Origin of the sequence: Spirillospora sp. NPDC048819, assembly GCF_040650055.1 — a bacterium.
GTDB lineage: Bacteria > Actinomycetota > Actinomycetes > Streptosporangiales > Streptosporangiaceae > Spirillospora.
In genome coordinates, this window is the sequence record NZ_JBEZGN010000016.1 from 104799 (window position 1) to 124442 (window position 19644).

General features: G+C 71.4%; 23 protein-coding genes. 8 read left to right on the top strand and 15 right to left on the bottom strand.

The window, feature by feature from the left end:
• Positions 1 to 75: 75 nt before the first annotated feature.
• Positions 76 to 1218, bottom strand: a complete 1143-nt coding sequence (locus tag AB0C35_RS22125; protein ID WP_358458706.1) for an acyl-CoA dehydrogenase family protein — start codon at positions 1216 to 1218, stop codon at positions 76 to 78.
• Positions 1219 to 1296: 78 nt separating this feature from the next.
• Between AB0C35_RS22125 and AB0C35_RS22130 the strand changes: the two genes are divergently transcribed.
• On the top strand, positions 1297 to 1998 hold the full coding sequence (locus AB0C35_RS22130; RefSeq protein WP_358458707.1) for a MerR family transcriptional regulator: 702 nt from the start codon (positions 1297 to 1299) through the stop codon (positions 1996 to 1998).
• 4 nt (positions 1999 to 2002) lie between these two features.
• Here AB0C35_RS22130 and AB0C35_RS22135 read toward each other — a convergent pair whose 3' ends face one another.
• The 9 genes from AB0C35_RS22135 to fdxA all read right to left on the bottom strand — a co-directional run bounded on the left by AB0C35_RS22135 (position 2003) and on the right by fdxA (position 8872).
• Positions 2003 to 3610, bottom strand: a complete 1608-nt coding sequence (locus AB0C35_RS22135; RefSeq protein WP_358458709.1) for a polyamine aminopropyltransferase — start codon at positions 3608 to 3610, stop codon at positions 2003 to 2005.
• On the bottom strand, positions 3607 to 4686 hold the full coding sequence (locus tag AB0C35_RS22140; protein WP_358458711.1) for a hypothetical protein: 1080 nt from the start codon (positions 4684 to 4686) through the stop codon (positions 3607 to 3609). Before AB0C35_RS22140 ends, AB0C35_RS22135 begins: the two co-directional genes overlap by 4 nt.
• Positions 4683 to 5090, bottom strand: coding sequence for a DUF4247 domain-containing protein (locus tag AB0C35_RS22145; protein ID WP_358458713.1), 408 nt, complete (start codon positions 5088 to 5090; stop codon positions 4683 to 4685). The genes AB0C35_RS22140 and AB0C35_RS22145 overlap by 4 nt, the downstream gene beginning before the upstream one ends.
• Positions 5091 to 5107: 17 nt before the next feature.
• Entirely contained in the window at positions 5108 to 5548 is a 441-nt protein-coding gene (locus tag AB0C35_RS22150) for a DUF350 domain-containing protein (protein WP_358458715.1), read from the bottom strand.
• Between the two features lie 10 nt (positions 5549 to 5558).
• On the bottom strand, positions 5559 to 5993 hold the full coding sequence (locus AB0C35_RS22155; RefSeq protein ID WP_358458717.1) for a DUF4247 domain-containing protein: 435 nt from the start codon (positions 5991 to 5993) through the stop codon (positions 5559 to 5561).
• Positions 5990 to 6496, bottom strand: coding sequence for a DUF2617 family protein (locus tag AB0C35_RS22160; protein ID WP_358458719.1), 507 nt, complete (start codon positions 6494 to 6496; stop codon positions 5990 to 5992). The genes AB0C35_RS22155 and AB0C35_RS22160 overlap by 4 nt, the downstream gene beginning before the upstream one ends.
• A gap of 2 nt (positions 6497 to 6498) precedes the next feature.
• Complete coding sequence (locus tag AB0C35_RS22165; RefSeq protein ID WP_358458721.1) at positions 6499 to 7113, bottom strand: DUF4178 domain-containing protein; 615 nt, start codon at positions 7111 to 7113, stop codon at positions 6499 to 6501.
• 175 nt (positions 7114 to 7288) lie between these two features.
• Entirely contained in the window at positions 7289 to 8374 is a 1086-nt protein-coding gene (dapC, locus tag AB0C35_RS22170) for a succinyldiaminopimelate transaminase (protein WP_358458723.1), read from the bottom strand.
• A 171-nt stretch (positions 8375 to 8545) separates the two neighbouring features.
• The gene (fdxA, locus tag AB0C35_RS22175; RefSeq protein ID WP_141966697.1) at positions 8546 to 8872 is read right to left on the bottom strand and encodes a ferredoxin; all 327 of its coding nucleotides are present in this window, start codon (positions 8870 to 8872) and stop codon (positions 8546 to 8548) included.
• 112 nt (positions 8873 to 8984) lie between these two features.
• On the opposite strand from fdxA, the gene AB0C35_RS22180 reads away from it, so the two are divergent.
• On the top strand, positions 8985 to 9239 hold the full coding sequence (locus AB0C35_RS22180; RefSeq protein WP_358458725.1) for a hypothetical protein: 255 nt from the start codon (positions 8985 to 8987) through the stop codon (positions 9237 to 9239).
• A gap of 45 nt (positions 9240 to 9284) precedes the next feature.
• Here the strand turns inward: AB0C35_RS22180 and AB0C35_RS22185 are convergent, their stop codons facing one another.
• A complete protein-coding gene (locus tag AB0C35_RS22185) occupies positions 9285 to 10130 on the bottom strand; it encodes a polysaccharide deacetylase family protein (protein WP_358458727.1) in 846 nt (281 codons plus the stop codon).
• A 250-nt stretch (positions 10131 to 10380) separates the two neighbouring features.
• Between AB0C35_RS22185 and AB0C35_RS22190 the strand changes: the two genes are divergently transcribed.
• On the top strand, positions 10381 to 10986 hold the full coding sequence (locus AB0C35_RS22190; protein ID WP_358458729.1) for a sigma-70 family RNA polymerase sigma factor: 606 nt from the start codon (positions 10381 to 10383) through the stop codon (positions 10984 to 10986).
• Entirely contained in the window at positions 10983 to 11984 is a 1002-nt protein-coding gene (locus AB0C35_RS22195) for a CU044_5270 family protein (protein WP_358458731.1), read from the top strand. Before AB0C35_RS22190 ends, AB0C35_RS22195 begins: the two co-directional genes overlap by 4 nt.
• A gap of 39 nt (positions 11985 to 12023) precedes the next feature.
• Here AB0C35_RS22195 and AB0C35_RS22200 read toward each other — a convergent pair whose 3' ends face one another.
• Both AB0C35_RS22200 and AB0C35_RS22205 read right to left on the bottom strand, forming a co-directional pair.
• On the bottom strand, positions 12024 to 12896 hold the full coding sequence (locus AB0C35_RS22200; protein WP_358458733.1) for a crotonase/enoyl-CoA hydratase family protein: 873 nt from the start codon (positions 12894 to 12896) through the stop codon (positions 12024 to 12026).
• Between the two features lie 83 nt (positions 12897 to 12979).
• The gene (locus AB0C35_RS22205) at positions 12980 to 13321 is read right to left on the bottom strand and encodes a hypothetical protein (RefSeq protein ID WP_358458735.1); all 342 of its coding nucleotides are present in this window, start codon (positions 13319 to 13321) and stop codon (positions 12980 to 12982) included.
• A 58-nt stretch (positions 13322 to 13379) separates the two neighbouring features.
• Between AB0C35_RS22205 and AB0C35_RS22210 the strand changes: the two genes are divergently transcribed.
• A complete protein-coding gene (locus AB0C35_RS22210; protein WP_358458737.1) occupies positions 13380 to 14174 on the top strand; it encodes a class I SAM-dependent methyltransferase in 795 nt (264 codons plus the stop codon).
• 68 nt (positions 14175 to 14242) lie between these two features.
• Positions 14243 to 14917 carry a hypothetical protein gene (locus AB0C35_RS22215; RefSeq protein WP_358458739.1) on the top strand — a complete coding sequence of 225 codons (675 nt, stop codon included), beginning with the start codon at positions 14243 to 14245 and terminating at the stop codon, positions 14915 to 14917.
• A 7-nt stretch (positions 14918 to 14924) separates the two neighbouring features.
• Here the strand turns inward: AB0C35_RS22215 and AB0C35_RS22220 are convergent, their stop codons facing one another.
• Entirely contained in the window at positions 14925 to 16445 is a 1521-nt protein-coding gene (locus AB0C35_RS22220; RefSeq protein WP_358458741.1) for a TNT domain-containing protein, read from the bottom strand.
• A gap of 125 nt (positions 16446 to 16570) precedes the next feature.
• Between AB0C35_RS22220 and AB0C35_RS22225 the strand changes: the two genes are divergently transcribed.
• Together AB0C35_RS22225 and AB0C35_RS22230 are read left to right on the top strand one after the other, a co-directional pair.
• Positions 16571 to 17743, top strand: coding sequence for a prolyl oligopeptidase family serine peptidase (locus tag AB0C35_RS22225; protein WP_358458743.1), 1173 nt, complete (start codon positions 16571 to 16573; stop codon positions 17741 to 17743).
• Positions 17744 to 17813: 70 nt separating this feature from the next.
• On the top strand, positions 17814 to 18587 hold the full coding sequence (locus AB0C35_RS22230) for a methyltransferase domain-containing protein (protein WP_358458745.1): 774 nt from the start codon (positions 17814 to 17816) through the stop codon (positions 18585 to 18587).
• A 36-nt stretch (positions 18588 to 18623) separates the two neighbouring features.
• Here the strand turns inward: AB0C35_RS22230 and AB0C35_RS22235 are convergent, their stop codons facing one another.
• A complete protein-coding gene (locus AB0C35_RS22235; RefSeq protein WP_358458747.1) occupies positions 18624 to 19568 on the bottom strand; it encodes a zinc-binding dehydrogenase in 945 nt (314 codons plus the stop codon).
• Positions 19569 to 19644 lie beyond the last annotated feature (76 nt).

The window sequence follows — 19644 nt, forward strand, 5'->3', positions numbered from 1 at the left end:
GGACCGCCGGGCAGGCGCGGGCCGGGCTTGCGGACCATTGGCCGGGGCGGCGGGCGAGCCGCCGGCCGTGGCGCGTCAGACGCCGAGGGAGCGGCCGATGATCTCCTTCATGATCTCGGTGGTGCCGCCGAAGATGGTCTGGATGCGGACGTCCTGGTAGGCCTTGGCGATGGGGTACTCGGTCATGTAGCCGTAGCCGCCGTGGAGCTGGACGCAGCGGTCCACGACCCGCTTGAGCAGCTCGGTGTTCCAGTACTTCAGCATCGCCGCCTCTTCGGCGGACAGCTCGCCCTCGCCCTCCTTGACGATGCAGTCGTCGGTGAAGGCGCGGGTGACGGTCAGCTCCGTCTTCATCTCGGCGAGGGTGAAGCGGTTGTGCTGGAACTTGCCGATCGGGCGGCCGAACGCCTCGCGGGTCTTGCAGTACTCGAGGGTCTGCTCGAACGCGGCCTCGGCGGCGGCCTGGGCGGTGGCGCCGATGGACAGGCGCTCGCGGGCGAGGTTCTGCATCAGGTAGATGAAGCCCATGCCCTCCTCGCCGAGGAGGTTCTCCTTGGGGACGCGGACGTTGTCGAAGAACAGCTCGGCGGTGTCCTGGGCGTGCATGCCGACCTTGTCGAGGTTGCGGCCCCGTTCGAAGCCGTCCATGCCGCGCTCGACGGCGAGGAGGCTGACTCCCCTGGCGCCGGCGGACGGGTCGGTCTTGGCGACGACGATGACGAGGTCGGCGAGGATGCCGTTGGAGATGAAGGTCTTCGAGCCGTTCAGGACGTAGTGGTCGCCGTCCTTGACCGCGGTGGTCTTGATGCCCTGCAGGTCGGAGCCTGCGGCGGGCTCCGTCATCGCGATGCCGGTGATGATCTCGCCGGAGCAGTAGCCGGGGAACCAGCGGGCCTTCTGCTCGTCGTTGCAGAGCTGGCGCAGGTAGCCGCCGTTGATGTCGTTGTGGACGGCGAAGCCGGGGCCGTGCACGCCGGCCTTCGCCAGTTCCTCGTTGAAGATCACGTAGTAGCGGTAGTCGGCGTTGCCGCCGCCGCCGTACTCCTCGGGCATGTCGATGCCGAGCAGGCCCGCCCGCCCGGCGGCCAGCCACACCTCGCGCGAGACGATCCCGTCCTTCTCCCACTGCTCGTGGTGCGGGGCCGCCTCCTTCTCGATGAAGGAGCGCACCATGTCGCGGAACGCCTCGTGCTCGTCGGTGTAGATATCCCGTCCCATCCCGGCGGTCTCCCTCGATAAGTGTCCACTGATACAGGATTAATGTAACACTGGCACTGTCACATAGAGGGGGGCGGGATGGAACTCACCGTCGACGAGCTGGCCTCACGCGCCGGGGTCACCGTCCGGACCGTGCGGTTCTACGCCGGGCGCGGCCTGCTCCCACCCCCGAAGCTGCGCGGCAGGACGGGCCTGTACGGCGCCGACCATCTGGCGCGGCTGGAGCTCGTCCGGGAGCTGCAGTCGCTCGGGCTCACGCTCGCCTCGATCGAGAAGCACCTGCAGAAGATCCCGCTGGACGCCCCGGCCGAGGACCTCGCGCTGCAGCGCGCCCTGCTGTCCCCGTGGGCGCCGGAACGTCCCGAAGACCTCGGCCGGCACGAACTGGACCGGCGGGCCGGACGGCACCTCGACGACGACGTGCTGAAGCGGCTGGAGGCGCTGGGCGTCGTCGAACTCGTCTCCGACGACGTCGTGCGGGTCGTCAGCCCGGCGCTGCTCGGCATCAGCGCCGAACTGGCCGCGCTGCCGATGCCGCTGGACACGCTGATCGCCTCGCACGAGGCGGTCGACCGCCACACGACCGCGCTGGCCGCCGAGCTTCAGCGGGTCTTCCAGGACACCGTCGTCCGGCCGTACCGGGAAGGCGGCCGTGCGCCCCACGAGCGGGAGCGGCTGATGGAGATGACCGGGAAACTGAAACCCCTCATGATCCAGTCGCTGGTCACGTCGTTCCAGCGGGCGGTCGACAAGGCCATCCGGCAGTCGGTTCCAGACTGAACGCTCAGGCGTCCTTCCACTCCTGCTTCTGGTACTCGACCAGGCGGGGGTGGACGAGCGTGTTGACCTCCACGTCGCGGCTCCGGCGGTCCTTGGGGAAGACCGTCGACGCCTGGAGGAGCGCCTCGTCGAGGAAGCGGAGGTCCGGGACGTCCGGTGCCAGCTCCAGCGCCGGCGGCTTCTGCGTCGGGGACGCCATGACGTAGCCCCAGTCGCCGAAGCTCGGCACGTCCACGTGGTACGGGACCGTCGCGAGACCGGCGGCGGCGATGGACTTCTCGATGCTCCAGAACGACTTCGGCGCGAAGTACGGCGAACCCGACTGGACGACCATCCGGCCGCCCGGCGCGAGGATCCGCTTCACCATGCCGTAGAACTCGACGGAGTACAGCTTCGCGGTGGCGACGTCGTCCGGGTCGGGCATGTCGACGATGATCGCGTCGAACTGCTCCTTCAGGCCGCGCAGCCACGAGAACGCGTCGGCCTCGACGGCCGTGACGCGCGGGTCCTCGAACGAGCGCTCGTTGAGGGACGCGAGGGGCGCGTAGGTGCGGGCCAGGTGCAGCACCGCCGGGTCCAGTTCGACGAGGGTCGCGCTCCGGACGCTCTTGTAGCGCAGCACCTCGCGCAGCGCGAGACCGTCACCGCCGCCGAGGATGAGGACCCGGCCGTGCGGGCCGGACATGATCGGGTGGACGAGCGACTCGTGGTACCGGTACTCGTCCACGGAGGAGAACTGGAGGTCGCCGTTCAGGAACAGCCGCACGTCGGGATGGCCCGACAGCGAGACCTGCCTCGTGATGACGATCTCCTGGTACGGGGTCCGCTCGGTCAGCACGATCGGGTCCCGGTACAGGACCTGGCGGGCGGAGATCTCGAACTCGTCGGCCAGGACGTAGGTGCCGCCGAGCACCAGCAGCACGACCGCCATGCCCGTCCACAGCGCGGCCTTCATGCCGCGGCCGACCTCCCGGCGGAACAGCCACAGCACCACCGCCATCCCGGCCACCACGTTGACCGCGCCGACCAGCAGCGCGCCCCTGATGTGCCCGAAGAACGGCAGCAGGAAGAACGGGAAGGCGAGCCCGCCGATCAGCGCGCCCACGTAGTCGGCGGCGAACAGGTCGGCGACCGCGGCCCCCGCCTCCTGCCGCCGGATCCGCTGCAGCAGCGTCATCAGCAGCGGCAGCTCCGCGCCGATCAGCGCCCCGACCAGGAACGCCACCACGATCAGCGCCGGGTTGTACAGGCTGAGCCACGCGAACGCCGCGTACAGCGCCAGCACCGACAGCCCGCCGATCAGCGCCAGCGCGCCCTCCACGATCGCGAACGCCGCCACCGGCCAGCGCCGCAGCGGCTTGGCGAGCAGCGACCCGACGCCCATCGCGAAGACCATCACCGACAGCACGATCGACGCCTGGGTGACCGAGTTGCCCATCAGGTAGCTGCCGAGGGCCACCAGCGCCAGCTCGTACACCAGCCCGCACGCGGCGCAGGTGAACACGGCCGCCAGCACCATGGCGCGCGCGATACGCGCCGGGATGCTCAGCGGAGCCGGGGTCGCCTCGGTGGCGTGCTCCGGCTCCGCCTTCACGGCCGTGTCCTCCGTCATGAACCGCTTCTCCGGAGACTGCGCACGGCGCCGATCACGATCACCACGAGCGCGACGGCGACCAGCCCGATCCCTATCACCGACCAGACGGTGCGCGCGGTGACCGACGACTCCGACAGCTTGTCGTTCGGGGGGACCTGCGCGGCCTGCCGAGTCTCCGCGGGGACGGGCGGGGCCAGCCCCTCCGACGCGACCAGCATCGGCAGCGCGCCGATGGCGTCCCGGAGCCTGGCGGTCCCGCTCTCGCCGTCGATGTCGTCCTCACCGACCTGCCCGAGCCGGCGCTCGAACGTGGTCTCCCGGAAGCGCTCGTCGAAACTGTTCTTGATCTCGAACCGGCCGAGCGAATACTCGCTGTACGACTCCGAGTAGCTGAAGCGGGCTTCGAGGATCACCCACTTCGGGCATTGGCCGGGCACCTGGCGCGGGTCCTTGCCCAGGCCGAGGTTGGACCCGAACTCGACGCCGAACTCGTCCAGCTGCTCCAGGTCGTACTCGATCTCCTCACTCATGGAGAAATGCCCATCCCGCGTGGGGGTGGGCGTGGGAGTGGGCACGGAGGTGGGCGCGGAGGCGGGCGGGCGGGTGCCGGTCGCGGTGGGACGCGGCGCCGGGGAGGCGGCCGATCCGCTCCCCGCCCCGGCCTGCACCGCCGGGGACGGCGTCGCCTGCCCCGGGACCTGCCGGGGGGCCTGCTGGGGGGCCTGCTTCGGGGGGTGGGGGCGGAACGTCCCGGAATAGGACGGCGTCACCTGCTTGATCTCGCGGCTCCGACCGGAGTCGATCACCCAGCCGTAGCAGACGCCCTGCGCGTCGGCCGCCGCGGAGAGCTGCTCGACGAGCCGTCCCGCCTGCTCGGGGCCGAAGACGGGCGCGTCCTTCGCCGCCTTCTTCTCGAAGACGCCCTCGTCGTAGAGGCCCCACAGGACTCCGCCGGCGATGAGGAGACCGAAAAGGGTGACGCAGCCCCACCCCTGTATCTTCGCCTGACGCTGGGCGGCGGGGTCCGGTTTCCGGCTCGTGCCGCTCCCGGCGGGGCTCTGCGGCCGACCTCCTTTGCCGTCACCCTGGGTCATTTGCCTCCTCCTCCGGGACCGCCGCCGCGGAAGGACGCGGCCTTGCCGCCGGGCCCGCCCCAGGTTCCGCCGACGGCGGAGTGGTAGCGGGCGTATCCGCGTGCGGGGGTGTCGAGGGTGATCCGGGAGCCGCCGGCGGCGGGCAGGATGCCGACGACGGCGTTGTGGTAACGCAGGTAGATGCCGTTGGGGGTGTAGACGCGTTCGTCCGTCTTGTGCTTCTCGATGATCTCCTGGGCGACCGCCAGCGGCTTCTTCGGCGACGAGTACGTGCCGTCCGCCACTTTCCGGTAGTCGTCGGGGATGTCGCCGCGGGGAGAGGTCTTCCCCGCGAACGTCGCGATCAGCAAGATCATCACGCCGAGCGAGGCGAGCAGCCCCGCCCAGGTGAGCGGTCCCTTCATGCTGCGGCGTCCCGTGGTCAGGAGACCGCTCCGGCCACGATCGCGGCGACGCCGAGGTCGGCGGCGGCGACGACCCAGCCGGCCGGGTGGATCTGCTTCCCGGTGCCGTCCGCGTCCACGAGCGTCGCGCCGAGCTTGCCGGGCGTCATCACGTCCAGCAGCAGGAACGCGACGACCATCAGCACGATGCCGATGCCGCCGAAGACCGCGGTGTCGATCAGGCCGGCGCTCAGGTCGTTGTCACTGGTGACGATCGCGGTGGTGACGATCACGCCGACGCTGAACAGCTTGACCGCCAGCAGCAGCGCGGCGCCTTTGTTCGCCTCGGTCCAGATCTGCCTGCCGAGCCTTCCGGGGGTGGTCACCTCCACCACCAGGTAGCCGAGCGCCATCAGCGCGATGCCGATGGCACCGTAGGCGAAGGTGGCGCCGATCTCTTGCAGGATGTCGTCGTTCATCTATCGCTCCTCATTTACCCGACCCTGGTCCGCCGCCGCGGAACGACGCGACGCCGCTGCTCGTCCATCCGTTGCTGCCCGGGCTCCGCCAGATGCCGCCGACGTGCGAGTGGTAGCGGCTGTAGCCGCGGCGGGGACTGTCGACGGTGATCCGGCTGCCCGACCCGCTGGGCAGGACGCCGACGACCAGCTTCGGATACTGCAGGAATATGCCGCCCGCCGAGCCCCTCGTCGACAGGTCGCTGACCCTGTCGATCGGCTTGAACTTGCGGCTGATCTCCGAGGCGACCGCCTGCGGAGCCTTCGAGGACCGGTAGGTGTCCGACCCGGTCCTGGTGTACTTGTCGGCGATCCACTCCCGGTTCGAGGTGCCGCAGCCCCCCAGCGCCGGGACGATCAGCACGGCGGCGAGGACGCCGCCGATCATCCGGTGTCTACTGTTCACGATGGTCTCACCAGCCGGCTCCGTGTCATCACGATCTCCCGGGTCTGCGGGTAGGCATGCCACGTCCGCCAGCCGATCCCGCCGTCCTCCAATGCGTGGTTTTCCAGTGCGAGGGCGGTGACGGCGTGCCGCGAGCCGGGGAAGGCACCGGTCAGCGCGTCACCGCGGTCGGCAAGCCGTGCGCAGACCGCCTCGACGGCACGGCCGAACGCCGTGTCGTCGCTGTGGGCGGCCGTCGTCGCGGCGAACTCGTAGGACCAGCCGGGCACGCTGGTGCTCGCGCGTCCCGGCAGCGGGTCGGCGTCGCCGGGCAGGCACGCCACCGTTTCGCTGAGCGGCCCGGCGATGACCTGGTGGGACGCGCCGAGCAGACGGAACTCCACGGTCACGCCCGCCTGCTCGACGGGCAGGACGGCGAGGGCGTCCAGGGGCGGCAGCCCGAGCGCGAACGAGAGCGCGTCGGCGCGCGCGTCCGCGTAGGGGGTGTGGAGGGAGGTCCGCAAGGTCAGGCACCGCCGCCCGGGTAGATCGTCATGGACCCGGTCGGGACGCGTTCACCGAGGCCCGCCTCCCACTGCCCGCCGCCGTACTGCTCGAACGACAGGTACTTCCCGCGCGGGCCCTCGTAGTCGACGTACTCGACCCGTCCCTGGACGCCGACGCCGGTCGTGCCCTCGCTGGTGTAGTCGGCCGTCCCGTGCTCGTCGCGGCGGTATTCGACGCCGTCCACGACGATGGTCCGCTCACTGGGCGTCATGTCGCCGATGTCGTGTTCGGTCCACCAGACGACCTCGAGGTCGGGGTCCTCCTCGACGGAGATCCACACCTTGGTGCCCTCGATGGTGTCGGCGTCCAGCAGATGCTCGCTCCAGGTGAAGCCGCCCTCGCGCAGCCGCACCGAACCGCGCACGAAGTAGCGGACGCCGAGATACTCGACCATGTCCCCCGCCTTCAGCGTCCGCGGATCGCCCGCCACCTGGTCCTCGGCGGCGAACGGGTCGCGCGGGGGCGCGGGTGCGGCGGGGGCCGGGGGCTGCCGGCGCCGCAGCAGGACGAAGATCAACACGATCAGGGCGACCAGGATCAGCACGAGCAGGATCACTATCGCCGTTCCGCTCACGGACACCTCCATCGTTTCGTGCACATCCCCGTCGCAGACCAGCGGATCCTACCGACTGCGGCCCCGCAGGCCCATACCGCGTTCAGACGTATCAAACGAACAGTCGGTTGCAGGCGAAAAACATGGAAACGGCACACGAACGACGCCGAGCCGCGCCGAAGGCGGTTCGCGGACGTCAGAGACGGCCGACGGCGGCGGCGACACGCTCGTCGGTGGCGGTGAACGCGACCCTGATGTGCCGGGCCCCGGCCGGGCCGTAGAACTCGCCGGGCCCGACGAGGATGCCGAGGGACGCCAGATGGGCGACGGTGTCCCAGCACGGCTCGTCCCGCGTGGCCCACAGGTACAGGGACGCCTCGGAGTGGTCGACGCGGAAGCCGTGCCCCTCGAACGCGGCGCGCAGCGCGGCGCGGCGCCGCGCGTACCGCTCCCGCTGCTCGTCCACGTGCGCGTCGTCGTCGAACGCCACCGCCATCGCCGCCTGCACCGGACCGGGGACGATCATCCCCGCGTGCTTGCGGACCTCCAGCAGCCGCTTGACGAGCGTGATGTCGCCCGTGACGAACCCCGCGCGGTAGCCCGCCATGTTCGAGCGCTTGGACAGGGAGTTGACGGCGAGCAGCCCCTCGTGGGAGCCCTCGCACACGTCCGGATGCAGGATCGAGACCGGCGGCCTGTCCTCGTCCCAGCCGAACTCCAGGTAGCACTCGTCGCTGACGACGACCGCGCCGCGGCCGCGCGCCCACGCGACGACCTTGCGCAGGTGCGCGGCGGGCAGCACCTTGCCGGTCGGGTTGCACGGCGAGTTCACCCACACGATCTTGGGCGTGACCGGGCCGAGGGCGAGCAGCCCGTCCGTCGCGACGGGCGTCGCCCCGGCCAGCCGGGCGCCCACGTCGTAGGTCGGGTAGGCCAGCTCCGGGAAGACGACCCGGTCGCCGGGGCCGGCGCCGAGCAGCGTCGGCAGCCAGGCCACCAGTTCCTTGGTGCCGATGACCGGGAGCACCGCGTCCGGGTCGGCGCCCGACACGCCGGCGCGGCGCCGCAGCCATCCCGCGACCGACTCGCGCAGCCGCGGCGTCCCATAGGTCTGCGGATATCCGGGCGCGTCCGCCGCACCGGCCAGCGCCGCGCGGATCGGCTCGGGCGTGGGGTCCACCGGCGTCCCGACCGACAGGTCGGCGATGCCGTCCGCGTGCGCCAGCGCCCGCTCCTTGTACGGCGCCAGCCGATCCCACGGAAAGTCCGGCAGCGTGAACACGTCCCACCCCTCAGCTAGAGACCCACGGGTCACTCGAAGACCCGCTGGTCACTCGAAGACCCACGGGGCCGCGGCCCTCCACCGGACGTGGGAGGCCGCGGCCCCGAAATCGGCGCAGGCCGCACCGGGGGCCGCACCCCGCGGGGAGCGACCCGGCGCCGCGCGCCGCCGTCAGTCGTCGTGGCTCTGCGGAGGCAGCGCGGCCACGATGGGGTGATCCTTGTCGATCTTCCCGACCTTGGACGCCCCGCCCGGCGACCCGAGGTCGTCGAAGAACTCCACGTTGGCCTTGTAGAAGTCCTTCCACTGCTCAGGCGTGTCGTCCTCGTAGTAGATCGCCTCAACCGGGCAAACCGGCTCACACGCACCGCAGTCGACGCACTCATCCGGGTGGATGTAGAGCATGCGCTTGCCCTCGTAGATGCAGTCGACCGGGCACTCCTCGATGCATGCCTTGTCGAGCAGATCCACGCAGGGCTGCGCGATGACGTAGGTCACGTCAGTGACTCCTCTCGGTTTTCCGGCCCCGCCGCACGTCACGGCTCACCGCAAGCTCGCTGTGAATAGTATGGCCACCACGGCGCCATCGATTCGACAGCGGGGGTCCTTCATGTCAGGCCGCTTCGCCGCGCGCCTGGTGGTCACCATCAGTCGCGCGGACGTGGGGCAGCGGATCTCGCTGCGCCGTCGTCTGCCAACGGGAGAGTACAGCGACGTGGTCGGCGTACTCGAATCCTGGTCCGGCAACACGCTCATGGTGCGCCGCCGCAACGGTGAGCTGGTCGAAGTCCCCGAAGAGATCATGGTCGCGGCCAAGGTCGTCCCGCCGCAGCCTCCCCCGCGCCGCAGGCCCCGCAGCACCTGAACGGCGGGCGGGGCCCGGCTACCGCGGCGGGCGGGCGGGGCCCGGCTATCGCGGCGGGCCGGCGGTCGACCCGGCCGGCGGCGGGCTCGCCGTCACCAGCTCGGCCTCCAGGGTTCCCTCGGTGTAGATCTCCCCGGGTTCGAGCCGGTCACCCCGGAACAGCTCCGACACGGTGACGAACGTGAACCCGCGCTTCCTCAGCCCGTCCACGACCTTCGGGATGCAGTCGACGCTGGACTTGTGGATGTCGTGATACAGGACGATGTCGCCGCGTTCGGGCTGATTGATCCCGACCCTGGCTCCCCGGCTGACGCTCCGGTAGCGCCAGTCCTGGGTGTCCACACTCCACATGATCTGCGGCATCCCGACGGCGCGGCCGACCCGTCCGTTCGTCGCCCCGTACGGCGGCCGCATCAGGGTGGGCTCGACCCCTGACGCGTCCTCGATGACCTCCTGCGTCCGCCGGATCTGCGACCGCACGCCCGCGGTCGACAGCTCGGTGAGATCGCGGTGCGACCAGGTGTGGTTGGCGACCTCGTGCCCGTCCAGCGGCATCCGCCGGACCACGTCCCGGTGATAGGGGACGTTCTGGCCCACCATGAAGAACGTGGCGCGCACACCGCCCGCCTTCAGCGTGTCCAGCAGCCGCCCGGTGTAGGGCCCCGGCCCGTCGTCGAAGGTCAGCGCGACGCACTTCAGCCGGTCACAGTCGACCTTCCTCGGCGGAGGCGGCCCGGCAGGCCCGCGTAACACCTCGGCCGCGCCGGGCGCGGCGGCCGTCCCGCCGGGCGCCGCGCTCTCCCCCACGGTCCGCGCCGACTTGTCCGCACCCTGCCCGCATCCGGCGACGAGCAGCAACCCACCAATAAAGATGAGATTCCTGATCCGCACCACGTACCCCCGAACGTGTTGCCCCGGGCGGCTTCATACCCCCCGTCACACTGGCAACACACGTCACAAAGGTCCGCAAAGTCAAGATCGTCCTTGACCCCGGGATCACCTCACCATCATGCAGAACCCCTCGTCCCGCAGAACGACCGGGGTGCCGTACCAAGAGAGCGTGAACCCTCCGCGGGGGTGCGGGTGAAGACAAGGTGCCGTGCGACGCCTCGCCCGGGTAACCGCAGATGGACGGAGCCGTATGACCGCCAGTCCACGGGACGCGCCGACGGTGGCGGCGCCGGAGGACGATGCCTCCCTGATCGGACGGTCTCGGGTCGAGCCCGAGGTCTTCGCCGTCCTCTACGACCGGCACGCGCCGTTCATCCACCGGTACGTCCGCAGGCGGCTCGGCGACCAGGCGGCGGACGACCTGGTCGCGGAGACGTTCCTGGCGGCCTTCCGGCAGCGGCGGCGCTACGACCCGGGGCGGGCGGACGCACGTCCCTGGCTGTACGGGATCGCGGCGAACCTGATCGGGAAGCAGCGGAGGGCGGAGACGCGGATGCTCCGGGCGCTGGCCCGGACGGGCGTCGATCCGGTGGCCGACTCCATGGACCGGGTGGACGCGCGGGTGAGCGCTGCGGCCTCCGCACGGGAGCTCGCGGGCGCCCTTGCGGAACTCTCCCCCGGCGACCGGGACGTGCTGCTGCTCATCGCCTGGGCGGACCTGTCCTACGAGCAGGTCGCCGAGGCGCTGTCCATTCCGGTCGGGACGGTGCGGTCCCGGTTGAACCGGGCCCGCCGGAAGGTACGCGAGGCGCTGGGCGGAATCGACCCGACCCGAGTCCAGGAGGGGACCGAATGAACGACCTCGAAGAGCTTCGCGCGTTCCGCGACGAGATCGGGGCGCCCGACCGTGATCGTCTGGCACCGGGGCGGGAAAGGCTCATGCTGGCAGCCACGGACCCGCGACGGATGCCGAACCGGCGGCGGACGCGGGTACGGCGGCGAATGCCGGTGCGGCGGCTCGGGGTGGCGGGCGCGGCCGTCGCGGCACTGGGCGCCGGGGTGATGATCGCCTTGCCGGACGACGGCGGACCGCCGCCGGTCACCACACGTCCGGCGAGCGCCACCGTGCTCCTGGAACGCGCCGCCCAGATCGTCGAGACCCGGCAGGATCACCGTCCCGCGGACCACCAGTGGGTCTACACGAAGGTCTTTCACGGCCGGGCCGACCCGAGGGCCCCCGAACACGAGGTGCACCAGGAGACCTGGACGCGGTTCGACGGCCTGAAGACCGCCCGGTACGCGAACGGCGGGGAACTCAAGGTCGATCACGAGAACTGGGCCGAGAGCGACGAGGACAGCGAGGAGCGGACACCGGCACAGTGGTACGACTACCTGCGCGCTCTGCCCGACGACCCGTCCGCGCTGGTGGCCGAGATGCGGGCTCGGGCACGTGAATACGACGCGGAGATGGGCGGCGAGGGCTATCGCATGGGCCGGGACCAATGGGTGTTCAGGCGCCTCACGGGCTTCCTGGCCAACGAGCCGTCCATCCCCGGGTCCGGACGCGCCGCCGTGTACCGCGCCATCGGCAAGATCCCCGGTGTAGAGATCCGGAAGGACGCGAAGGACGCGCTGGGACGGCCCGGTGTGGCCGTGACCCGGACGGGCGACAACGGTATTCGCGACGAGTTCGTGCTCACGGCCGGGTCCTACCGCTACCTGGGAACGCGCGCCGTCGCCACCGGGGACCTGACGTTCCCCGGCGTACGGAGGCCGGTTCCCGCGGGAACCGTCATGATCGATCAGGCGCTGGAGGCGTCCGGGCTCGTCGACCGCCCCGGCCGCCGGCCGTGAACCGCCGGGCCCGCCGGGGGGTGGTGGGCCCGGCGGGGTTCACCGGGCGGGCCAGTCGGGGACGTCGGCGGGGAGGTCCTTGCTGACGCGCATCGGGAAGACGGCGTCGCGCTTCTCCAGGAAGGCGGAGACGCCCTCGACGGCGTCGGCGGCGCCGCCGAGGGCGGTCATGAGGTGGGAGTCGGCGACGTGGGCGTCCCACGGGGACGGGGCGGACAGGCCGGACCACATGAGCCGGCGGATGGTCGCGACGGAGACCGCGGAGGTGTTGTCGGCGATCTCCCGGGCCAGCGCGTAGGCGGCGGGCAGGAGTTCGTCCGGGGCGAGGACGCGGGAGACGAGACGGCCGTCGAGGGCCTCCTGGGCGCCGAAGACGCGGCCGGTCGCGGCCCATTCCATGGCCTGCGCGATGCCGACGAGGCGGGGCAGGAACCAGCTGGACGCCGCCTCGGTGACGATGCCGCGGCGGGCGAACACGAACCCGAACCTGGCCTTCTCACTGGCGAGCCGGACGTCCATCGGGAGGGTCATGGTGACGCCGACCCCGACGGCGGCGCCGTTGAAGGCCCCGATGACGGGCTTGAGGCAGCGGGCGATCCGGAGCGCCACCGTGCCGCCGCCGTCGCGCGGGGTGCCGTCCTCGAAGACGTCGTTCTCCCCGGCGAACATGTCCTTGGTCTTGTCCTTGTCGAAGGTGTCGCCGCCGCCGCTCAGGTCGGCGCCCGCGCAGAACGCGCGTCCCGCGCCCGTCACCACCACCGCGCGCACGTCGTCGTCGGCGTCGATCCTGTCGAAGACGTCCAGCATCTCGTTCCGCATGGTGAACGTGTAGGCGTTCATCTTCTGCGGACGGTTCAGGGTGACGGTGGCGATCCCGTCCCGAACCTCGTACTCGATCTCTGTGTACGGCACCTGCGAACCCTTCTCCGACCGGCTGGACAGAATCAGATTCTAGGAACTGCCACCGGCGGGGCTTGGGGCAGGTGGGGCCCAGGTCAGGTGCGGGCCTCGGGGAACAGGCGGAGCAGGACGTCCCGGCGCCAGTCCCCGGGATCGCTGCCGGGCGGCGGGACGGCGACCAGCGCACCGTCGCCGGCGAGTGTGAGACTGATCTCTACTCCGGGGCCGAGGACGACGCTCGCAGGGATCTCCGCGGACGCCGCGAGACGCTGCGCCAGGGCGGCCAGGACGCGCGCCCAGCCCTGCCCGAGGTACGGCGGAAGCCCTTCCACGCGAAGCTCCGGCAGGCCCCCGGCGGACAGGCCCGAGGTGCGCAGGGTCAGACCGTCCGGCCCCTCGGAACCCGCGATCCGCACCTCGGACGTGATGTCCGCCATCACGAACGCCGCCTCCCCGCTCGCCTTTGTCCGATAAATTATGACAGTGAATTGGGCCGTGACGACGTACGACTCCGCCTTCGGGTACGTCTCCGCGCACGGTGCGCCCCTGGTCGACCTGCTCGATCCGCAACCCGGCGAGCGGGTCATCGACCTCGGGTGCGGCACCGGGACGTTCAGCGCGGAGATCGCAGAGCGGGGCGCCGAGGTGCTGGGCATCGACGGCAGCCCCGACATGGTCGCGCAGGCGACCGCGTTGAACCCCGGGCTGTCCTTCATCGTCGGCGACGCCCACGACTTCACCGTCGGCGAGTCCTTCGACGCGATCGCCTCCAACGCCGCACTGCACTGGATGAACCGCGACCCCGACGCCGTGATCGGACGCGTGCACGCCGCGCTGCGTCCCGGCGGGCGGTTCGTCGCCGAGCTGGGCGGCGCCGGGAACTGCGCGGAACTGATCGCCGCGATGCAGACCGCCTGGCGCGTGTTCGGGCTCGGCGAGCCCGAGCTGCCCTGGTACTTCCCGACCCCGGCCGAGTACGCGGCCAAGCTGGAGGAGGCCGGGTTCACGCTGCGGCTGCTGGAGCACGCCGACCGGCCGACCCGGATGACCGAGGGCCCGAACGGCGCCGCCGACTGGATCCGCGCGTACGCGGCGCGCGCGCTGTCGGACGTCCCGCCGGAGCTGGTCGACCCGCTGCTCGACCGGGTGAACGACCTGGCCGCGCCGGCGCTGCGCCGCGAGTCGGGGTGGGTCGCCGACTATGTGCGGCTGCGGTTCGCGGCCGTCCGCAAGGCCGACAGCGCCGCGCCGCTGCCGACCGGGCCGTTCCCCTCCGACCCGCAGCTCTGACCCGCCGCGGCGTCCCGCCGCGCTGACCCGCTGCCGTGGCGTGGTGCGGCCCGGCCTAGGGTTGAGGCATGCTCCGGCTGTACGACCATCGCACCGGGCGGGCGGAACCGCTGCCCGGCGGCCGCGGCCTGCGCGTCCAGGTGCTGGACGGCGCCGGCCGCCGCGTCCTGGTGGTCACCGATCTGCTGCGCCGCGTCGCGGAGCGGGCGGGGCGGCATGTCCAGGTCGTGAGCACCTCATCCTTCCCACAGGACGACGACTGGTCCGACTACAACATCGCGCCGTTCGAAGTGCTCGGCGCCCCGATCACGGACGCCGACGTCCAGGTGTCCGCCGAAGGCGGGGGCGCCGGCCGGGGCGCGCTCAGACTGACCGTGCCGCGTGAGACCGGGAAGTGGGCGTCCGCGGACCCGCTGTCGGTGCGCCTCGCGATGCTCGAAGTCCCCTACCGGGAGCCGCTGGAGCTGACCGAGGCGAAGGTCGCGCGGGCCACCGAACGGCTGGGCCGCTGGCGCGGCGCGGTCGCCGAGTGGGCGACGGCCCCGGGCCGTCCGATGAGCCGCGAGTACGCGACGGAGGCGGAGGCCGCCCTCGCGGACGACCTGGACAGCCCCGCCGCGCTCGCCGTCCTCGACCGCCTCGACGTCGACACGGACGTGCCGCCGGGCGCGAAGCTGGAGACGTTCATCCACCTGGACCTCGTCCTGGCGCTCGGGCTGGTCTCCGCGATCGGCAGCGTCTGAGCGCCGGTCAGGCGTCCCGCACCTCGGTGAGGGCGCCGTCGGCGAGAAGGTCGGCGATCGAACGCCGGAACACGTGGGCCGTCCCGCCGCCCGGCTGGCCGAACCACGCGACGGCCGTGCCCGTCAGCGTCTCCATCGGCCGCAGCAGCCGGTAGACGTGATACGGGCGGTCCTGCCATTCGGGCGGCAGCGACCGGTACGGGTACGGGGTCCGCGCCGCGTAGGCCACGTTGCCGTCCGAGCCGCCGTACCTGTCCACCTCCGTCCCTGCGGAGAGTTCCACCACGTGCCGGTCACGCAGTAGAGACAGCGGAGGTTCGCCCTTCAGCGGCTCGAACGGCCCATCCGGTGTGGTGTGACGCGGGTGGAGCAGAAGACGTCCGAGCAGATGGGCGGCGGCGTCTTCCGTGTCGTCGAACACGACTTCCTTGTGCCGCTCACCGTCCCGCATCTGGAACACCGCCCAGCGGTCGCCCTGGGGTAGAAGGCACCAGGCGCCATCGGCGGTGTCCCTGACGCGGTATGCGGCACGGTCCACACGGAGCTGGTCCAGGCGGTGTTGAAGCGTGTCGACCCAGTCGGGTTCCCTGGCCGGCGGCGGCTCGTCGGTCAGCGTCACCGGCTCGGGCGGGGCGCCGAGCCGGCGTTTCATCCACTCCGGGACGTCGTCGCGCGGGAACCGGACGAGCTCGCGCCGCACATCGGCGGCGGACGGCCCGGAAGCCCATTGCGGCTCCTCGTCGTAGATGAAATCCGCGCGGCACCGCACGTCTCCGTCGTCGTACACGACCTCGAAGTCGATCCGGGACCAGGCCGAGCCCTGGAACGCGTGGGTCCCGGCGCGGAGCCGGTCCAGGAGGGCCGCGAGCGCGGCGGGCGGCGTCCACGGCGTCGTGGTGGCGTCCGCCCGGTGGCACGTCATCGCGGGGAACTCCACGTGCCAGCCGGCCGCCTGGTAGTACCCGGAGATCCTTGTCCACAGCGGCGGGGCATGGTCGGCGACCAGGACGGTGACCTGGTCGGACAGCAGCTCCATCTGCTCGGCCGGGTTCAGCGGGCCCGGGTCCGGCGCCGCGTGGTCGGCGGGCGTGCGGTCCGCCAGGCGGTCGCGCAGCCAGCCGGGCACGTGGACGCCGTCGCGCGGCATGACGATCTGGTCACGGCGCCAGTAGTCCACCGGGATCGGCGGATCCCACAGCGGATCGAAATGACGGTTGTACAGGGACCGCGCGGATTCCGGCTCGATGATGGCGACCATCGAGAACCAGGTGCCCCGCTCGGACAGGTAGTGCGCGCGGCGCAGGTCCATCAGCAGCCCGGTCAGCTCCTCCGGGACGCTCTCCGCCGTGACGATCCCGTCCTCGCCGGTCAGCACCGTCAGGGCGACGTCGTTGACGGCGACGGTCGCGGTGCAGTGCAGGTCGATCCGCCGCCACCCGGGCGGCGCCGTCCCCCGCGCGAACTCCACGACCCGGCCCTCGATGTCCGCGATGCGCTCGTCCCGCGCCGTCACGCCCCGCCCTGTCACGACGCGCCCTCCATGCGTCCGGTCGCCCCCGATGGCACCTTTCCGGCAGATTAACCGCACGGATCAAGATATTGCGGAGTGACCCGGGCGTTCGCGACGCTCAGGGGAGGCTAAGTTCCTATGTCGTGTCGACCGCCGCTCCACAGTCGCCGACTCCGGCGATCACCGATCCGCCGATCCCCCGGCGCCGCCGCCGTGTCCGCCCACTGATGGCGACGGCCGTCGCGATCATCGTGCTGCTGTGCACGGTCGTCGGCGGAATCGGCTGGTACTTCGCGGGCGTCGCCATCGAGGTCGACCATTCGGCCGAGTACCCGCTCACCATCGTGGACGCGGGGAACGGCACGGTCACGCTGCCCAGGGACGCGGCGACGGAACGTCCGGGCACGTGGGCGCTCGTCTGGAAGGGCGGGCGCGCACTGCTGGGGCCGGTCGTCAGCCGGGACGGCGGACATGTCGTGCGGAAGGTCTCGTCCGTTGTCGAAGGCCCCCTCGCGAAGGGCGTTCCCGCGACCATCGACCACTGGGTGTACGACGGCGACCCGAAGACGGCGCTCGGACTGCCGTTCCAGGACGTCACCTACCCGTCCAAGGTCGGCCCGATGCCCGCGTGGCTGCTGCCGGGGACGTCCCCCAAGAGCACATGGGTCATAGGCGTCCACGGACGCAACGCGGACAAGGCCGAGACGTTCCGCGCGATGCGCGCCGTCCACGCGGCGGGAATGCCGATGATGTCCATCGCGTACCGGAACGACGTGGGTGCGCCTTCGTCCGGCGACCGCAAGAACCACCTCGGCGACACCGAATGGCAGGACGTCGTCTCCGCCATGGGCTACGCACGCGTGCACGGAGCGACGGGCGTCGTCCTGTACGGCTGGTCCATGGGCGGCGCGATGGTCATGACGACACTGCGCAAGGACCACTCGTTCGTCCGCGGGGTCGTGCTCGACTCCCCCGTCCTGGACTGGAACGCCACCCTCGACAAGCAAGGCGCCGCCCGCAACCTGCCCGGCTTCATCACCGGCGTGGCCAAACACGTCCTGGAGTGGCGCATCGGCATCGACCTGACCGACTTCGACCACCGCCTGTACGCGCCGGACCTGCGGACCCCGGTCCTGCTCTTCACCGCCGCCGACGACGCCACGGTCGCCAACGGCCCCGCCTACACCTTCGCCGCCACTGCCCCGCCCGGCATGGTCACCCACATCACCACCCCGGGCGACCACACCGAATCCTGGAACATCGACCCCGCCGCCTACGAACGCACCCTCGGCACGTTCCTCAAGAAGGTGCGTTAGGGCACGCATTTCGCTGTGATCAAGGGGCCCGCTTGACTTCAAGTGAACTTTAAGCGGCAGGGTCTCGGACATGGACAAGGCTCAAGCACCAGGCCGTACCAGCGCCGACACCGACGCGCTCATCGCTCTGCTCGACATAGCGGACAACATTCCCGGGGCGGTCGAACTCCGTGCTCGTTCCTACGAGTTGCTCGGCATCGCGCCGGATGCGGCGATCGCCGACGTCGGATGCGGATCCGGCCGCGCGGCCGTCGAGATGGCCGAGCGGGGCGCACGGGCGGTCGGCATCGACCCCGACGAGCGGATGATCGCCGTGGCCGGCGAGCGCTGGCCCGCCGCGGACTTCCGCGTGGCGAACGCCTACGACCTGCCCTTCGCCGAAGGCGAATTGCAGGGCTACCGGGCGGACAAGGTGTACCACGTCCTGGACGACCCCGCCCGCGCGGTCGCGGAGGCACGGCGCGTCCTCGCCCCCGGCGGCCGCATCGCGCTGATCGGGCAGGACTGGGACACGTTCGTCATCGACGCCGACGACGCCGCGCTCACCCGCACCATCGTGCACGCCCGCGCCGACCTCGTCCCCGCCCCCCGGGTCGTCCGCCGCAGCCGCAACCTCCTCTTGGACGCGGGCTTCGCCGACGTCACCGTCGAGGCCCACACCTGGATCTTCACCGACGCGGCGATGGTGCCCGTCCTGGCCGACCTCGCCGGAAAGGCGCGCTCGGCCGGGGCGATCAGCGACGCGCAGGCCGAAGCCTGGATCGCCGAGCAGCGTGAACGGGGCCGGCGCGGGCGGATGTACCTCGCCCTCCCGCTGTTCGTGACCGCGGCAACGCGCCGGTGACCACCCGCCGCACAGAGCGCCCCGACCGAGCGCGACCTAGCGGACTTCCAGGAGCGTCTTGCCGACGGTCGCACGTGACTGGATCGCGGCGTGCGCGTCGGCCGCGCCATCGAGCGGGAACCGCTGCCCGATCACCGGCCGCAGCCTCCCCGCAGCCGCCTCCGCCAAGGCGGTCTGAGTGAACTCCCGCAACTCCTCAGGCGTGGCGGTCGCCTGGACGAGCGTCACCCCGCGCGCCGCCGCGTCCTCCTCCGGGATGTTCGCCCACTCGCCGCTCGCCAAACCGAAACTGATCATCCGCCCGCCTTCCCGGAGGAGGGTGAACGCCTCACGCGCCACGTCGCCGCCGACACCGTCGAGCACGACGTCGACTTGCCCGGCCTTCTCCGTCCAGCCGGATTCCCGGTAGTCGACGGCCTCGTCCGCGCCCAGCCGCATCGGCAGCTCCGCCTTGTGGGAGCCGCCGACCGCCGCCACGACCACCGCCCCGGCCGCCTTCGCCAGCTGGACGAACAGCGTCCCGACGCCACCGGCCGCCGCCTCGACCAGGACCCGTTCGCCGGGCTTCGGCTCCACCGCCCTGAGCATCATCACCGCCGTGCGCCCGTCCGCCAGCAACGCCACCGCGTCGTCGAGCGCCACAGCGTCCGGCACCTCCAGGACTCCCGCCGCGTCCACCGCGACCATTTCCGCGTAGGCGCCTGAGCCGCCGGTGGCACTCACGACGCGGCGTCCGACCAGTCCCCCGTCGGCGCCCGGACCGACCGCCGTCACCACACCGCCGACCCCGTTGCCGAGGATGACCGGCGGCTCCTTCATCGGGAACGGGGCAGCGCCCGCCCGCATCTGCGTCTCCACGAACGTGATGTTGACGAACTCCACCGCGATCAGCGCCTGCCCGGCGCCGGGGACCGGGTCGGGCGCCTCCCCCGGCACCAGCATCTCCGGCCCGCCGAACTCCTTCAACCACACGGCACGCATACGAAACCCTCCGATCACATCGTTCACCCGCAGCCTGCAACCTCGACCATGGTTGAGGTCAAGTCGTTCGCAACGA

Coding starts and splice junctions, on each gene's coding strand:
- AB0C35_RS22125 (WP_358458706.1), bottom strand. CDS start 1,218: ATGGGACGGGATATCTACACCGACGAGCACGAGGCGTTCCGCGACATG.
- AB0C35_RS22130 (WP_358458707.1), top strand. CDS start 1,297: ATGGAACTCACCGTCGACGAGCTGGCCTCACGCGCCGGGGTCACCGTC.
- AB0C35_RS22135 (WP_358458709.1), bottom strand. CDS start 3,610: ATGACGGAGGACACGGCCGTGAAGGCGGAGCCGGAGCACGCCACCGAG.
- AB0C35_RS22140 (WP_358458711.1), bottom strand. CDS start 4,686: ATGACCCAGGGTGACGGCAAAGGAGGTCGGCCGCAGAGCCCCGCCGGG.
- AB0C35_RS22145 (WP_358458713.1), bottom strand. CDS start 5,090: ATGAAGGGACCGCTCACCTGGGCGGGGCTGCTCGCCTCGCTCGGCGTG.
- AB0C35_RS22150 (WP_358458715.1), bottom strand. CDS start 5,548: ATGAACGACGACATCCTGCAAGAGATCGGCGCCACCTTCGCCTACGGT.
- AB0C35_RS22180 (WP_358458725.1), top strand. CDS start 8,985: ATGTCAGGCCGCTTCGCCGCGCGCCTGGTGGTCACCATCAGTCGCGCG.
- AB0C35_RS22190 (WP_358458729.1), top strand. CDS start 10,381: ATGACCGCCAGTCCACGGGACGCGCCGACGGTGGCGGCGCCGGAGGAC.
- AB0C35_RS22195 (WP_358458731.1), top strand. CDS start 10,983: ATGAACGACCTCGAAGAGCTTCGCGCGTTCCGCGACGAGATCGGGGCG.
- AB0C35_RS22205 (WP_358458735.1), bottom strand. CDS start 13,321: ATGGCGGACATCACGTCCGAGGTGCGGATCGCGGGTTCCGAGGGGCCG.
- AB0C35_RS22215 (WP_358458739.1), top strand. CDS start 14,243: ATGCTCCGGCTGTACGACCATCGCACCGGGCGGGCGGAACCGCTGCCC.
- AB0C35_RS22230 (WP_358458745.1), top strand. CDS start 17,814: ATGGACAAGGCTCAAGCACCAGGCCGTACCAGCGCCGACACCGACGCG.
- AB0C35_RS22235 (WP_358458747.1), bottom strand. CDS start 19,568: ATGCGTGCCGTGTGGTTGAAGGAGTTCGGCGGGCCGGAGATGCTGGTG.